Origin of the sequence: Halpernia sp., from assembly GCF_048269545.1 — a bacterium.
GTDB lineage: Bacteria > Bacteroidota > Bacteroidia > Flavobacteriales > Weeksellaceae > Halpernia.
This window is the reverse complement of record NZ_JBLXIJ010000008.1, coordinates 14795-31882: the sequence shown is the minus strand read 5'-3', so window position 1 is coordinate 31882 and position 17088 is coordinate 14795. Positions and strand designations below refer to the sequence as shown.

Sequence of the window (17088 nt, the reverse complement as noted above, 5' to 3'; positions counted from 1 at the left end):
AATTTAATTTCTATTTTTTAATACAACCCAACCCGTAAAAACTCTACCATCGGGAAGTGTAAGAATATACCAATAAGAATTGGTGTAAACATTTCGTGCTAGTTCTTTACCATTCCATTCTAAACGCGTATTGCTTTCTTGTTGATAAACTAATTTTTGATATCTATCAAATATTTTTAAAGAAGCAACTTTGCCCTCGAAAACATACAAATTATCAATTATCCAAGTATCATTTATACCATCGCCATTTGGTGTGAAAACATTTGTTAAATGTAGAATTAGTCCTTTTTTAATTTTACCAAGACAATCTGATCCTTCAAATTTCACATAAAAAGTCACCACTCCTTCTGGTAAATCATTAAACACATTAGAAATTTGAAAATGAATTCCATCTATTGAATATAAAATTGTTTTACTCCCTGTTGCGATAACTGTGTAATTATCATTATTAGGAATTAATTCTGTTATAATTGGAACTTCATACATTTTCACATTAAAATTGGTAGAAAAAGTACAACCATTTGCAGCCGTTACATTTATTTTATAAACGCCTTCGGTTTTTGCATTAAGCAATTCACTATTTGTGGAAACTATTTCTCCAGAAGGATTTAGCCACTCAAAACTCACAATATTTAAGCCCGAAAAATCTGGTTTAATATCAACAAAGCCATCCGGACAAAAATAATAATCTGGCAAAGAGAAAATAGGTGTTTTTTTCAGTGTGAGATTAATTTCAACCAAGTTTGGACAAAAATTTGGAGCAATAACTTTTGCGAAAATTTTCTTTGGACCAGAATTTTCATTAAATAAATAAGCAGACGGATTACTTATTTTATTTGTATTATTATTGATATCTAAAACCGAAGGATAATATTCAAAAGTTGCAGGTTTTGAATATATTTGATTTTGAAACTGAGTTAAATCCACATTTTCTACACCATCATTTCCTATATCACAAGTATTGGTAATTGTAAATGGACCAGAATTATCTAGAACGACTTTTGTTCCTGTATTTAAATCTATAGAAGTTGTATCAAAACATCCAGGAATATTTTCTACACGAACCCAAAGTTTTGTAGGAAGTGGATTTGCACTAAAACTTTCTGGATTTGGAATTGCGTTATTACTTGTTTTTGCATCCGATTCTGTATAATAAAACGAAAATTTATTATCGGAACTATTTTGGTTGACCATTCCATCTGTGAAAGCATTTAAATTTACATCATAAAGTCCGTCTAAATTATCATCACAAATATCATTGATGACAGATTTTAAAGCTTTTGGTGGCAAATAAGTATCTAATAAAATAGAGGTAACTGAATAACATGAAGTAATTTTAGAAGTAAATCTTACCCAAACTGTTTCTTTAGAATGTGTGGAAATGTAAGTAGAATTTATTTGTGTAGAAGCAATTCCTGCATTTGCATCTGCTTCTGAAACGTAATAAGAAATTGTAATATCACTTAAAGAAATGGTATTTTCACTTTGTGTAAAAAGTTGTGGAATTGCATCATTAAGATTAAAAGATTCATTAAGATTAAAATCAAAATCACATTTTTCTAAAACGGCACTTTTTAAAACAATTGTTGGTAGAAAATTTAATTGTAAGTTTATTTTAGTTGCAGAATAACAACCGCCATTTAGAAAAGTAACTTTCGAAAAAACTGCATTTGTCGCTTTTACTAAATAGTTTTGGGGAGTAGAAATAAGTCCAGAAAAAGAATGAGAAGATTCATTGTAAGAGGTATAAAACGTAAAAGAAACAGGATCACTTCCAGTATAAATTTTCGGTTGAAGTTGAGTTAGATCAAAACTTTCTTGTCCGTCATTATTATTATCACAAACCGAATTTCTAATCTCTGTAATTTCTGAATTTACAACAGGAGTGGAAGTTAGTTTTAAATTAATTTCAAAAACATCAGAACATCCGTAAGAAGTAATTTTTACAAATAATTTCCCTGTATTTATTAATTGATAGGTGCTTATAGAATTGGTGTCATTTTGTGCATCTGAAGAAGTTAAATAATAAGTAACTGCGGCATTTTGTGAACCAATAATTTGAGTATTCAAACTTCCTAAATTTACACTTTCTGTACCGTCATTATTAAAATCACAAATATCAAATTGAGATTTTGCAATTATAACATGAACTAAATTTATGGTTAATTTTTTTAAAGCGTAACAATCTGTAGAATCTGAAAATTTCACAAAAATAGTTTTCCTTACAAAATTGCCATCATCTGTAATTTCATATAAATTACTTATTGCATTTTTATCTTCTTCTGCATCAGATTGAGTAAGATAATAAGTTATAGAAATCCCCGTGAGCGGATTTATTAACATATCTTGAGTGTAATCATTTAGATTTACAGTAATATCTTGAGTTCCATCAAAACAAATAAAAATCGTACTATCTTTAGCTTCTATCTTGGTAAAAGTGATGTCTAATTTAATTTCTCCCACACTGAAACAACCTCCCGGAAATTCTACACGAACGAAAACACTATATTTTCCTTCTTTTATTGTTCCTATTTCAGAACCATTTCCTGCAAAAGCCTGTTCGTAAGTACTATAAAATTTAAAAGTAACCGTTGGATCTGTTGAAATTAAAGGCGCAATATTTAATAAAAAATCGAAAGGTTCTGTATGATCATTTAAATAATCACAGGTTTTAAAAGCAAAATCAATGGGTGTATTAATTGCAGGAGCTGGTAAAAAACTAATATTTATTGGCCCGAAAGTTTGGCTACAACTTGGTGTAATATATTTTATATAGAATTTGGAGTTATTAACAAGATTTGCTGTTGTAATTTCATTTAAATTATTATCTGCATTTTCTTTTGATGTAAAATAATGAACTGTTCCACTTAAAGGTGAATTAAATAATTTTGAATTCAATATAGAAAGAACAAAATCGTTTTCTACACCATCATTATTTGTATCACAAATTTCTACCTCAGAAGTAAGCAAACTTTTAGAAATTAAATTTAATTTTAAAACTGAAGTACGAAAACAAGTAGGATCTGTGGGATTTTGTACTCTTACATAAAAAACTTTATTGTCATTTAATTGAAAACTTTTCGGTTGTGGATTTGTTCCCGTTTGCGCTTCAGCTAAAGAATTATGAAAACTGAAAATTAAATTAGACGATATTTGTGGCGTAAGATTACTAGTAAAATCATCAAGATTTACGTTGATTGGTGTTTTACCACATAAAATGGTTGTAAAATCTTTTGCTAGCGGAAAATCTGCTGCAAAACTAACATCTGTAGAATCTTCTAATACCAAATTATTATTACCACAAAGTAAGTAACTCACTTTTACATTATACTTCTGGTTTTTTTCTGGACAAACTGTAATCGTATTTCCTGTTCCAATGTTCTTATTATTTTCATCAAACCAAGAAATTTGCGGTGTTATTTCTGCACCATTTGGTGTAAATTTCCAAGCTTCTTTATCAGCTTCCCAAATACCAGTATTTCTTCCCGGTGGAGAAATCCCTACACTTGCATCGCTATTAATAATACCAATTAATGATTCTTTAAATTTCGATTCAGAACATGGAAGTGGCTTTTCATCAATAAAAATTTCTATTTCTCCAGAACATTCATTTAAAACAACTTGTGAAGTAGAAGTTTGATTACAACCAACCATTCTTCCTTTATAAAAATTAATTACTAGTTTTCTACAAGGTGCCGCTCCAATTACAGAATAATAAATTTCAGAATCATTATCTTGAGAAAAAATTAAATCTTGCGCTACTCCAAAAATACTATTCAACGGCAAGGATGGATTTGGATTTGTAGTTTGAATATTTGGATAATTAATATTTCCTAATTGGTTACTGTTAAAAGTAATTACACCATTACTACCAATAATTACTTCATTATAATTATTATTAAAAAAACAGAAATTAAAAGGAATTACTACTTTTTTAAGAAATAAATCATCCACATTTGCATTCAAAGGAGTTCCATCATTAAAAGCACCATTTGGTTTATAATCTTCTGCATTTACTTCATAATTGGAAGTTTCATAAAATTTAGGATAACTTGCAGTAAGAGAAAGACACCCTCCATTTAGGGGATAATTACAATCTATTATAGGATTTTCATTTCCAGCTAAATCTGTGATTTTTGGAACAGAAGAATTTTGTGCCTTAATTGTTACAAGTAAACAAGACATAAAAAGCACGTAAAAAAGTAAATATTTCTTCATTTTTAAAATTAAAATAAATTACTTTTCAAAATTTGTGTTATTCTCTAATTTCTCAGTGAATGCGATTTTTGTATTGAACAAGATTACGATTTTCCGCTAATAAAACTTCCATTTTATCTAATAAATTTTGGATAATTTCTAAACCTGGTAAATTTACTTCCAAATCATAATGCCAATTGGCAAAACGTTCCAGATTCGGTAATTCTTCGTAATAAATATATTTCACATGATTTTCCTCAAAAGTTTTTAGCAAACCATATTCCTCCAAAGAATCTAAAAAATGTATCTCAATATTATAGTGTTTTACCACATCTTCTCTTGATATTTTATCTTGCATCTTATTTCAATTTTTGAAGTTCTTCAAACAATTCTTTTTCTTTTGTACTTAAATTTGTTGGTAATTTTATTTTATAAGTTACCAATAAATCGCCGTTTTGTCCCTCTTTTTTGTAAACTGGAAATCCTTTTCCTTTCAAGCGAACAACCGTGTCATTTTGAGTTTCTGGTTTCACTTTTAATTTTACTTCACCATCTAAAGTCTTTATTAAAACTTCGCCGCCTAAAACCGCGGTATAAAGTGGTAAATCTACATCCGCAAAGAGATTATCGTCAATTCTTTTAAAATCCTTATCAGGAGAAATATTAAAAGTAATATACAAATCGCCATTTGGACCACCGTTATGACCTGGATTTCCGTGACCTTTTAACTTTATTTTTTGTCCATCAGAAACTCCTGCAGGAATTGTAATTCTTACTTTTTTCCCATTAATATCAAAAGTTTGTTGGTGCGTTTTTGCTGCATCTCTCAAACTTAAAGTAAGTTCCGCAGAAACATCTTGTCCTTTGAATTTATTTGAAGCACTTCCTCTAAAACTTTGTCCACCAAAACCACCACTTCCACCAAACATACTTTGGAAAAAATCTGAAAAATCTTCACCTTCACCAAATTGATTTCCTCCGAAACCGCCACTTTGTGCGCTTCTATTTTGGCGTTGTTGTTGACTTTGTCTTTCGTATTCTTCACCGTGTTTCCAGTTTTCTCCATATTTATCGTACTTCTTACGATTTTCTGGATTACTTAAAACTTCATTAGCTTCGTTAAGTTCCTTAAATTTTTGTTCCGCAACTTTATCATTTGGATTTAAATCTGGATGTAATTTTCTAGCTTGTTTTCGATAAGCTTTTTTAATTTCATCTACGGTTGCCGTCTTCGGAATCCCTAAAATTTTGTAATAATCTATGTAAGCCATTGTTTAATTAGTCTTCTCAAATTTACCGAAATTAAAATTTAATCTTTAATAAAATTAAATAAAATTTAGATTTCAAATTGAAAATGCAAAAACTTTACCATTAAGAAATTGGAATATTTTAAGATTTTAAATCTTGCGAATAAGTTTGTCATTCAAAACGAAACGAAGTGAAGTGACGAATCTTTTCGTTAATTATTACTTTTTTCAAACTTTAAAACGAATTAATTAAAAACTTTAAATTGGAAGTTTCGAGACAAACTTTTGTAAATTTTGTGTTAAAAAATTTTATTTAAAACTATAAAATCTTGCGCCCAAAGAAAACGGATTTTCTCTTTCAATTTTATCTAAGCCAAATCCAGAATAATTGTCTTGTATAGAAGAATTTAATTGTTTGCGGTGCAATTTTTCATAAGTTTCAAAATCAATTTTTTGTCTCTGATTTAAAACTTTAAAGAGATTCCATTTTTCAACCACCATTTTCCAATTTTCAGAAATTTTTGCCGTAAAAACTTTTGCTTTAGAACCACTTCCGTAAGCCAAAAATCCAATTTCTTTTCCTGCTAAATTTTCATTTTCATTAAAAGAAACTTGCATCGCAGAAAGCAAAGCCATAAAAATTGAAGCAGTGTACATATTGCCAATTTCGGAAGAAGCGCGTTGCGAAGTCTCTATTTTTTCATTAATAAATTTTAAATAATTCTCAGATTTAGCAACCGCTTTTTGTTCCTCTAAAGTATCAAAAGATAAATTATTTTCTATTGCAAACAATTCTGTAAAAACGCGTTTTCCGTGGAAAGCGTAAGGCAAATGGAAAATTAAAAACCTCCAATTTTCATAAGGTTTTTTAATATTAGTTTGAAATTTGTAATGTTCATACGCTTCTTTGATTCTATTCTGATAACATTGATTGGAATATTGTCCGTCAAAAACCGGTTCATCTGTATGAATTTCTATTTTATCTGACGTGGTTTCTGGCAAGTTTTGGACTTGATTTTTCTCAATAATTCTTCTTGGTTTAAAAAAATCAAAAACTGATTCCGTTGCAACGCCCCAAATACTTTCAAATTCTAACAAATTCGGTTTATCTGAAATCAAAACTGCGACAGAACCGCCTCCTTGTGTATATTCTCCAGAAGAAGCTAATTCATATTTTGCATAATCCGAAGCAATTATAACGGCTTTTTTTCCTGGATTGGCTTTGCAAAAATCAATACAATTTTGTAATGCATCAATTGCGCCGATGCAGGCAAAAGTCAAATCGACGACATCACAGTTTTTAAAAACCCTTTCGCCAAATTTCTCTGCTAATTTTTTTTCGACCATTTGCATCGCGAAAGTTGCAGTCGGTTTTGCGGCGTCCAAAGCGCTTTCTGTACCTAAATAAATTCTGGAAATTTCACCGGGATTAATATTGTAATCGGTAATTAATTTATATAAACTTTCCGCTGCAAAAGTTGCTGCGTCTTCGTGAACATCAGCTAAAGCCATTTTATGTAAACCTAAACCTTTTTCTAATTTTGCGGCTTCAATGCTTCTCTTTTCTGCTAAATCTTTAATATCTAAATACAGTTTCGGCACATAAAAAGTGGCCGCTTCAATCCCAATGTTCATCGTCTTCTTTAATTTAAATCAAAGATAAAAATAAGATTTTTAAAGTAGTGATGATTTATACAGAAAAAATAATGTTCGCTAGCGAAATAATTAAACCACAAAAGTCACAAAAGATTTTAGAAATATTAAAGTGATTAATAATGTTTTAGAAAAGTGCAAAACAGTTTTTTGACTTCGTCAAATTTTGAAAAAAAAATAAAAATAAATGGTAAAAAAAACCTTGTTAAGGTTTAAAACCTTGACAAGGATAATTTATCGAGAGCGCTTCATTTCGTAATATCGATAGGCGGAATTTTTAGCCCCGGTTGAAGTGGAAATCTTTTTTTAAAAATAAAACGTGCAGAAAAGGCACGTTTTATTTTTAAAAAAAATTGGAACGGAAAACGGGACTCAACTTCAAAAAAAGCGAAACCGTCTTGCTTCAAAAAAAATTATTTATAAGCTTCAATTGTTTTGTTTAAATCTTCGACTTGGGCTTTTAAACTTGCACTAAAAGGATTGGCTTTTAAAGCTTCCGTTTTTTTATCTAAGCCGCTTTTCAACATTTGAACAATAAGCATTTTAGCTTGCGGATTCGCTTCCACTTGACCTTTTGCCTGCATCAAAACTTTAGTAATATTATGTGTGGCTTTTGTGTTATCCGAAGTCATAATCCAGTTGAAACCTTCTTCCGCTTTTGCGCCTAATTCTGGCTTTTGAAATTTTAAGAACGGATAAAATGCGACCAAACTTCCAATTGCAGGCATTTGAGAAGTAATTTTTTTATCCACAATTGTCGGAAGCAAAGTCATCATTAAATCTTCAGAAACTGAGGAAAGATCCATTTTTTCAGCTAAATTAGCTGCTTTTTCTGGATCTAAAGCCGCGATTCCTGCGAGAGAACTGGCTTTTACAGCATTAGAAATAGCGGACATATTTTTCTCAAACCAAGGCAAATATTTTACATTTTTAGTTTTCACCAAGGCAGAAATTGCTGCCGCTTGAACTAATGTTTTCGAATCATTTTGTGCTAATTTTTCAACTTCGCTCAATGCCATTTTTGATTGATCGGTTTTCGATAAATCCAAAGCATTCAAAGCCTGAATTTTTAATCTAAAAAATGAATCTTTTAGAGCAGCAACTAAAGTTTTCAGCGCTGTGGGATTTTTATCTGCATTTTTTGCAGCATCTTCTACAGCTAAATATTTTGCTTTAAAATCTTTGGACCCATTAAATTGCATTAAATATTGTTCTGATGTTTTGTTTTCGGTAATTTCAGAAATAATTACGCCGTCTGGATTTAAATTGATTAAATCTGGGTTTTTTGCAGCAGAAAAAGTGAAAGAATTTTTAGCTTTCGCATTTACCCAAACTGTTTCTCTATTTGCAACACCATTTACAAAAACATCAATATCCAAAGGGAATTGAAATAAATTATTTTGTGTTTGTGCGATGGAAACCGTCACTTCTTTTTTAACTGGTTCGTAATTATAAGTGTAAGTTAATTTTGGATTTCCACTTCCATAATACCATTGGTTGAAAAACCAGTTTAGATCTTTTCCAGAAACTTTCTCTAATGATAAACGCAATTGTTGTGCTTCTCCATTTCCGTAAGCGTTGGTTTTTAAGTAATCATTTAATCCAGCGAAAAATGCATCATCACCTAAATATCGACGCAACATGTTTAAAATTCCACCGCCTTTGTTGTATGAAACTGCATCAAAAACATCTTCGCGCGAATCATATTTAAAACGTACTAAATCTTTAGATTCATTTTTCTGATTAGCTTCATATCCTTTGATTTCATTCATAATATGATAATCTGCTGCATCTTTTCCGTACTTGTGTTCTTGCCACAAATATTCAGAATAATTGGCAAAACTTTCGTTCACCGTGATATTACTCCAACTTTCTGCAGTTACTAAATCACCAAACCATTGGTGAAAAAGTTCGTGTGCAATTGTATTTTCCCAAGTATTTTCATCAATTAAATCTCCTGTTTTTTGGTAAGCGCCTTCGCCGTGAAGTGTTGCAGTTGTATTTTCCATTGCGCCAGAAACATAATCGCGACCGACCATTTGGGAATATTTATTCCACGGATAAGGATAATTTAATTTTGTGGAAAAGAAATCGATCATTTCCGGCGTGTTTCCAAAAATCCCTTTTGCGAAAGGCTCATATTCTTTTTCTACATAATAATCGACAGGAATATCTTTCCACTTGTCTTTTACCACAACAAATGGTCCGATTCCCATGAAAAATAAATAGGTAGAATGGCGTTTATCCATTACCCAATGATCGGTTCTCAAATTATTTCCTTCGTCTTTGGAATCTTTTAAAACGCCATTGGAAAGCGTTACATATTTTGAAGGAACCGTCATGTAAATTTCCTCTGTTGTTTTTTGATTTGGTTTATCAATTGTTGGAAACCACGCAGAAGACGATTCTGTTTCACCTTGTGTCCAAATTTGAGTTGGTTTATCTGGATCTTTTCCGTCTGGATTGATGAAATACAGACCTTTATTGTCCGTAATTGCAGCACTTCCGCCGTCTTTTACTTCATTTGGACGCGCTGTATATTTAATGTAAACTGTGTAAACCTGATTTCTGTTATAGGTTTTATCTAAATTAATTTTTAAAATATCATTGCTATAATCATATTTTAAAGTTTTGTTTTTCCCATTTTCAGATAATGAAACTTCGTGAATCAACATTCCTTTTGCGTCTAAAACCAAGGAATCTGTCGGGTAAAAATACGGACTTGCAGTGAGCCATTCTTCGCCTGCCATTTGCTGTTTTTGAAAATCAAAACTGACTTTCAATTTGGTGTGTTTCAGTTCTGTATGTTTCGTGTGCGTTTGTCTGTAAACGGTTGTTCCAGACGTGTCGGTTTGTGCATTTATGAGATTTCCTGAGAAAAAAGCAGCCAAGAAAAAGACGGCGATGGTTAATTTTTTCATTAAAAAGTTCTTAATTTATCTTATTAGTGTAAATTTCAAGACGTTTGTTAAAAATTAAATAAAAAAAATCCTGATTTTCAAACTTTGATGAAGTAAATTAAATCGCAACCGGCGCTTTTATTCAACGACAAGTGCAGTTTAAGAATTTAGAAAAATATACCAAAAAAAAAAAGGCTTTTCTAAAATCAATTTTTATTTAAAAGTTCGATTAATTTTTTTGGGTCTTGTTTGCAATGCCAGAAAAGTTTAATAATAATATCCTCACTAATAAATTCATAAATCAATTTTACTTGCTTTTTTCCGATAAGTGTAAAACGTAAATTAGGAAAACCCATTAATGTTTGATGTTGAAAAATCCCATCATTTAAATTTTGTTTAAACTTTTTAATATCATTTCTTAAAATGGTCAATTCTTTATTCGTCCATCTTCGTCGAACAAAATCAGTAATTTCTTCCAATGAATTCAAAGCCGTATCCGTAAAAATAATTTTCATTTTTTATTGAAAATTGAATCCATCAATTCTTCTGAATATTCTTTGAATCGTCCTTCTTCAAAATCACTTTGACTTTGATTTAAAACTTTTTTTAAAACGTCAGAACTCTCGATTTCTTTCCAAGAATTTGTTTCTTCTTCTGAAATTTCAACACTTTTTACTCCTTTTAATTGCAAAAGCATTTTTTTCAAAAAAGAGATATCCGCTTTATCTTCTAATGTTACAGTAAGTTCCATATCTGAATTTTTATCAAAGTTAGTAATTAATTTGAAACTTTGTCGAAGTAAATCAAATCGCAACCGGCGCTTTAATTCCCGGTTCTGGATTGTAATTTTCTAAAGTGAAATCTCCAAAATCGAAATCAAAAATATCTTTAATTTCTGGGTTTAATTTCATTGTCGGCAATTCTTTTGGCGTACGTGAAAGTTGTTTTTCAACTTGCTCAAAATGATTATTATAAATATGAACATCGCCGAAAGTGTGCACATAATCGCCGACTTTTAAATCACAAACTTGAGCAACCATCATTAAAAGCAAAGCGTAACTCGCAATATTAAACGGAACGCCCAAAAAAACATCTGCGCTTCTTTGATACAATTGCAGTGATAATTTTCCATCGGCTACATAAAACTGAAACAATGCGTGACACGGCGCTAAAGCCATATTTGGAATTTCAGAAACATTCCACGCGGAAACAATTAATCTTCGGGAATCTGGATTTTTTTTAATTTGATCGATTACTTCAGAAATTTGATCGATTACTTTTCCATTTGCACCTTCCCAACTTCGCCATTGTGCGCCGTAAACTGGACCGAGATCGCCGTTTTCATCTGCCCATTCATTCCAAATTGAAACGCCGTTTTCGGTTAAATATTTTGTGTTTGTATCGCCTTTTAAAAACCATAATAATTCATAAATAATTGATTTTAAATGCACCTTTTTTGTCGTCACCAAAGGGAAACCTTTAGATAAATCGTAACGCAATTGATAACCAAAAATGCTTCGCGTTCCCGTTCCGGTGCGGTCTGTTTTGTCGGTTCCATTTTCTTTTATATATTGAAGAAGATCGAGGTAATTTTGCATTGAATTAATTTGAAAATGTGTTAATGTTTTAATTTGAAAATTATACTTCACAAAAAAGAACAGTTTTCAAATTTACCAAATTTTTATAATTTTTTGGCTACTATTATTTAATGAAATTTCACCAAATATTTTTTATCGTTTGTTTTGAATTGTTGAGCGAAAAATCTTCGTCTTTCTTCTTGTCAATTAATGCTTTTGCTAAGGGGCTTTCAGGTGAAATTAGAAATATTTTTTTATTATTAAAATCGGTATTTCCCAGAGAAACTGAAATATAAAATAAGCCATTTGAAGTTTCAACCAACGAACCAAAACCTACTTTTTCCGATATTGAAATTGGAATTAATTTTAAAGAATTTTTGGCTTTCAGATTTTCATTTAACTGAACCTGCAGATTGTTAATTTCCTGTTGCACCATTTCGCGCGTAGTTTCATATTTATCGCCCATCGAACTTTTGGTTTCGTTGTTGGAAGCGCGCGTTTCGGAGATTAGATTTTCTAAAGTTTTTATTTTTAAATCTAATTTTTCGTGAATTATTTTTAAAATTTCGGGTTTGTTCATTGTTTTTTTAACCACAAAAGGTTCAAAAGTTTTTTTTAAAGTTGGAATTGATTTTGTTTTAAAAATAAAAAATTTTACTCTCTGTCATTAATATTATAATCTAATTTTATTTCTTTTAGAAGTTTAATTGCCTCTTTTTTCTGGTTTTCGAGCATTCTATTATACGAAGCAATTATAGCTCCTTTCATAAAAATCAGATTTGAAAACTGTCTGATTTGTAACGGATCATTCCTCAAAAAATGATAATTACCTGCATATTTTTCTCTATTCATTCCAGATTCTATAGTGCCCGTTTTGGAGAAATTTCGATAATCAAAAAATGAATTTGATTGATCAATTATTTTCATACTAAAATCGGAAACTGCTTTTCCTTGCATTACAACTTCATCCGATCTCAAATCATAATTTGTAATTAACTTTAATATCTTTTTATTTCTAATGAATTTTGCACCGCCATTACTTTTTAATTCTGAAATTGCAATTTTATTGAAAGTCACAGCATCATAAGACATATTAAAACGACTTAAACGATACACTTTTTTCATATCTTGTTGGTCAAGATTAGTTTTTCCTAAAATCATAATTAAAGAATCTGAAGTCTTTATATATTCCTTTTCTTCTTTCAAGGTTTCATTTATTGCTATTATATCTGCAGCTAAATCCTTCGTCATCGTTCGCATGATTTCTTTTTCTTGTTTATTTTCCGAAATTCTTTCTCTAAGTCCTTCGGCAAAAAAGCCCATTGTTACTGCGAGAAAAATCATTAGAAATTCCAAAAAATATTGTTTCCACTTTTTTTCTTGGTGAGGTACGTGTGGATGATGGTGAACTTCCATAGTTAAGTTTTTTGGTTAAAGTTTTTTCATATTCAAAAATAGATAATTAATTTAAAAAAACCTTTCAAATTTGCTTTTGAAAGGTTTAAATAATTACTTGAAAATATTTATTTCACATAAACCGAATAACCTGAAACTAGCATTTCAAAAGATTTATTGGTAGAGAAATCCCGATTTTCTTTGGTAAATAATTCTTTAAAATTACCAGAAACTTGAACATCATCAAGTGTAAAATTGACGGCTTCTTTGGATAAATTTAAAATAACCAAAACTTCATCTTTTCCATTCTTTCTAATGTAAGCTAAAATTTTATCGTCTGCAGATGTTTTTACGAAATAGGTTTTAACGTTCGCATCGCCACCTCTTAAAGCAGAATTAGATGATTTTAAAGCAAATAAAGTTTTATAAAAATCGGCTAATTCGTATTTTCCGTTCCATTCGATTGGATCTTTTTCAAAAAATTCCAAACGTTTCATATTTGGTAATTCTTGACCGGAATACATTAACGGAATTCCATTCCAAGTCGCTGAAAAAACAGCTAAAGGTTTTGCAATGACGCCGTATTTTTCATATTCTGTTCCGTTCCAAGTATTTTCGTCGTGATTACTTGTAAACCAAGCTCTCATAGAATTATCGCCGAGCGCGGAATATTTCATCAATAAATCTCGCAAATCTTGAAGTGGTAAATTTTTCTTGTAATAATCTTCTGTTTTGTGCATCCAAGTCCAAGAATAACTTGCGTCAAAGACTTTTCCATATTCTGGATTATCCAATTCATCAAATTCTCCAATGAAAAAAAGCGGTTTTGTTTTTTCAACTTCTGGGCGTGCTTGTTGCCAAAAATCAACTTCTACCCAACTTGCTAAATCGCAACGGAAACCATCGATGTTTGTTTCATTTACCCAAAATTTCATGGCATCAATCATGGCTTTTCGCAACTCTGGTTTGCTGTAATCCAATTCAATAATATCGTCCATTCCACTTGCAATGTGAAAACTTCCATCCGCGTCGTGTAAATAATATTCTGGATGCGTTTTTGTCCAAACGTGATCCCATCCGGTATGATTTGCAACCCAATCAATAATCACGTGAAATCCCATTTTGTGCGCTTCATCAACTAAATTTTTAAAATCTTGCATCGTACCAAATTCAGGATTAATGGACGTATAATCTGAAGCCGCGTATTGACTTCCCATACTTCCTTTTTTCTTTTCCTGCGCAATTGGCGTAATTGGCATAAACCACAAAGTTCCGACTCCCATTTTTTTTAGGCGTGGTAATTCTTTTGCAAAAGCGTTAAAAGTACCTTCTTTAGTGTATTGTCGAATATTAACTTCGTAAATATTTGTGGTGTGTTTCCACTCATTTGGTAACTGCATTGCGGTATTATTTTTTTGGATAGAACAAGATAAAAGAGCAAAGCCTACAACGGCAAGAAATATTATTTTTTTCATTTAAAGTAAAAATTTGTAAAAATTAAAAAACAAAGCGAAAGATAAGAAATAATATTACAAACATTTAAACTATAAGATATTAAAGTTTCCTATCATACTGTTTAATCACCAATTGAGCATCAAAAATTTTATAATTTCAAATAAAATATATAATAAAGAATTACTTAACTTAAAAATTCTTAATTATTTTCAAACTAATATTAGTTCCCATATTATAAATCCCGAGATGACCATTTGGAGAAGCGGAATATTCTTCAAAATATTTTAATCTGCTTAAATGATCTTGATAAGCAACATTAAATAAATTATTTGCTAAAAGATAAACATCAACTAAATTATTTCCTTTTTTATTTAAAATTGAAGTCCCAAAACTGAGATTAATTAAAGAATATCCTTTTGTAGGCGTTTCTGTATCGGCGTAACTGTAAACTCTATTTTGAGTTGCGGTATATTGTAATTGCAGTTTCACAAATGTTTTTGAAAACGTATTAGAATTTTCTGTCAAATCATAACGCACTTCTGAAAGCCATCTAAAAGGAGGCATTTGCGGCACATATTGGTTTCCTGCATTTTTTGCAGCGCCAGAAAAACTGTGATTATCTCCATAAATCAATGAAGCAGAATTTTCAAAGTGAAGATTTTTAATGATGTGAAAATCAATATTTCCTTCCAAACCGTAAAGTAAAACTTTGCCTTGTTGAAATTTATAAGTTGGGTATTTTTGACCGCCGCTTAAACTTAAAGAATCGCTTCCAGAAGCAGTTTGCAACTTAGAATTATAAATATAATTATTAATCTGATTCATAAATAAACTTACTCCAATATTTAAAATTTTAGAAGTATAAGTTCCACCAAAATCTCCTTGCAAACTAAATTCTGGTTTAAATTGTTCATTCCCAATTTGAAATAAACCAGTTCCTGGATGAACGCCGTTCGCGGAAATTTCGGAAACATTTGGAGCTCTGTAACCTCTTGCTAAATTGGATTTTATTGCCCAATTTTTATTGAAAATATACGTTGCACCAAGACTTCCAGTAATACCATCAAAATTCGTAGAATATTTACTGAACACTTTATCCGCGCCAAATCTATCATTTCCATAAACTGGCTCATCAAATCCATTTACAGCATTTTTTTTGATAAATAATTCATCATTATTAAACTTTCTATTGTCGTAACGAATTCCACCTGCTAAATTTAGTTTGTCCCAATCTTTTTTAAAGGACACAAAAGCACCAAAATCAAATTGATTGTAAGAGGGAATTACAAATTCTGTTCCTCTCAAAACATCATTTTTTTGAACCATTCCATTTACACCGAAAACGATTTCCCAATCATCAAATGGAGGTAAATTATATTTTAAATCATAATTAAATGTATTTAATTTTAAATCTAAGCCTGGAACATTTTGATAGGGAATTTCTGGATGACTGTATTCCTTTCTTTCACTGCTTTGATAAGCAAAGTTTGCATCTAATCTGCTATTTCCGAGATAGAAAGTATTTTTTAAAAATGCTCTGTAATGTTGCACTTTTTGATGTAAAACTGAAATTTTATAAGTGTTCAATTCACTTTCAGGGACAATTGGGCGGTAATTATCTAGTTCCGTAATTTGTTTGGTAAATTTTCTCGACAAAGAATCTCTCGTTCCGTCGGGTACTTCTTGTAAATCATTAAATAAAGAAAGATTTAAATGACTAAATCCCCATTTTTTATGCAAGCCTAGAAAAACGTCTGCTGCAGTTTGATTAAAACCTGTGTTATAAACTCTTCCATCAATTTTATTTCTATAATTTTTGGCTAACTGTTTAGAAAATCTCGCCCCATATTCAAAACCATTTTTATTTCCAGTCAAAAATAAAGAACCTCCAAACATTCCGTTATTTGTTTGAAATTCTGTAGTTGCAGAACCAGAAATTTTATCTTTTGGACCAGCTCCTGTTGGAATTAAATTTACGATGCCCGCCAAAGCATCAGAACCGTACATTAAACTTGCGGGTCCTTTTATAACTTCAATGTGGTCTATTCCATAATTATCCACTTCAACTCCATGTTCATCTCCCCATTGTTGTCCTTCTTGCCGAATTCCATCATATAAAGTTAAAATTCTATTAAATCCTAAACCTCTAATTATGGGTTTTGAAATATTTGGTCCACTCGTAACGGTGCTTATTCCAGGCGTTTTTGAGATTGCATCAATAATATTTGTGGATAAATTAGTATCAATATTTGCTTTATTTATACTTCCAATTGGTAATGGAGATTTTTTAATTTGTACCGCTTTTGAAGAACCTGTAATAACAACTTCGGCAATTTCTGTTTCACTTTTATCTAATTTAAAATCTGTCGTAGTCTCACCTTTTACAGTAATATTTTTAGAGTAAGATTTATAATCTGCCACAGTTGCTTCAATTAAATAAGTTCCAGCTGGAATATTAGAAAAATGATAATTCCCAGCTGAGTCAGATTGTATGGAATTATGTAAATCTGTAATGGTGATTTTTGCGTTTGCAATGGGAGTATTTGTATTAATATCTAATACTTTCCCCGAAATAGAGTTTTGAGAATAGCCTAAAAACCCAAGAAATAAGCCTAAAAAAAGACTTAATGAATATTTAAATTTCATTTTTTTTATTTAAAATTA

12 protein-coding genes are annotated in these 17088 nt (G+C 30.6%); all 12 read right to left on the bottom strand.

Annotated features, from left to right (window positions below):
- Window positions 1-3: 3 nt before the first annotated feature.
- The 12 genes from ACN0WB_RS09685 to ACN0WB_RS09630 all read right to left on the bottom strand — a co-directional run bounded on the left by ACN0WB_RS09685 (window position 4) and on the right by ACN0WB_RS09630 (window position 17070).
- On the bottom strand, window positions 4-4218 hold the full coding sequence (locus ACN0WB_RS09685) for a T9SS type B sorting domain-containing protein (RefSeq protein ID WP_417431232.1): 4215 nt from the start codon (window positions 4216-4218) through the stop codon (window positions 4-6).
- A gap of 52 nt (window positions 4219-4270) precedes the next feature.
- Window positions 4271-4555, bottom strand: a complete 285-nt coding sequence (locus ACN0WB_RS09680; RefSeq protein WP_417431230.1) for a chaperone modulator CbpM — start codon at window positions 4553-4555, stop codon at window positions 4271-4273.
- Between the two features lies 1 nt (window position 4556).
- Complete coding sequence (locus ACN0WB_RS09675; RefSeq protein ID WP_417431228.1) at window positions 4557-5468, bottom strand: DnaJ C-terminal domain-containing protein; 912 nt, start codon at window positions 5466-5468, stop codon at window positions 4557-4559.
- A gap of 285 nt (window positions 5469-5753) precedes the next feature.
- Complete coding sequence (locus ACN0WB_RS09670) at window positions 5754-7079, bottom strand: hydroxymethylglutaryl-CoA synthase family protein (RefSeq protein WP_417431226.1); 1326 nt, start codon at window positions 7077-7079, stop codon at window positions 5754-5756.
- 431 nt (window positions 7080-7510) lie between these two features.
- Complete coding sequence (locus tag ACN0WB_RS09665) at window positions 7511-10018, bottom strand: M1 family metallopeptidase (RefSeq protein ID WP_417431224.1); 2508 nt, start codon at window positions 10016-10018, stop codon at window positions 7511-7513.
- Window positions 10019-10203: 185 nt separating this feature from the next.
- On the bottom strand, window positions 10204-10512 hold the full coding sequence (locus ACN0WB_RS09660) for a type II toxin-antitoxin system RelE/ParE family toxin (RefSeq protein WP_417431222.1): 309 nt from the start codon (window positions 10510-10512) through the stop codon (window positions 10204-10206).
- Window positions 10509-10748 (bottom strand): hypothetical protein, encoded by a 240-nt coding sequence (locus ACN0WB_RS09655; protein ID WP_417431220.1) that lies wholly within the window; start codon window positions 10746-10748, stop codon window positions 10509-10511. Before ACN0WB_RS09655 ends, ACN0WB_RS09660 begins: the two co-directional genes overlap by 4 nt.
- Before the next feature lie 52 nt (window positions 10749-10800).
- On the bottom strand, window positions 10801-11595 hold the full coding sequence (locus tag ACN0WB_RS09650; protein ID WP_417431218.1) for a thymidylate synthase: 795 nt from the start codon (window positions 11593-11595) through the stop codon (window positions 10801-10803).
- Window positions 11596-11713: 118 nt separating this feature from the next.
- Window positions 11714-12154, bottom strand: coding sequence for a hypothetical protein (locus tag ACN0WB_RS09645; RefSeq protein WP_417431217.1), 441 nt, complete (start codon window positions 12152-12154; stop codon window positions 11714-11716).
- A 74-nt stretch (window positions 12155-12228) separates the two neighbouring features.
- Complete coding sequence (locus tag ACN0WB_RS09640) at window positions 12229-12990, bottom strand: hypothetical protein (protein ID WP_417431215.1); 762 nt, start codon at window positions 12988-12990, stop codon at window positions 12229-12231.
- A gap of 107 nt (window positions 12991-13097) precedes the next feature.
- Window positions 13098-14444, bottom strand: a complete 1347-nt coding sequence (locus tag ACN0WB_RS09635) for an alpha-amylase family glycosyl hydrolase (protein WP_417431213.1) — start codon at window positions 14442-14444, stop codon at window positions 13098-13100.
- Window positions 14445-14613: 169 nt separating this feature from the next.
- The gene (locus ACN0WB_RS09630; protein ID WP_417431211.1) at window positions 14614-17070 is read right to left on the bottom strand and encodes a TonB-dependent receptor; all 2457 of its coding nucleotides are present in this window, start codon (window positions 17068-17070) and stop codon (window positions 14614-14616) included.
- Window positions 17071-17088: the final 18 nt, after the last annotated feature.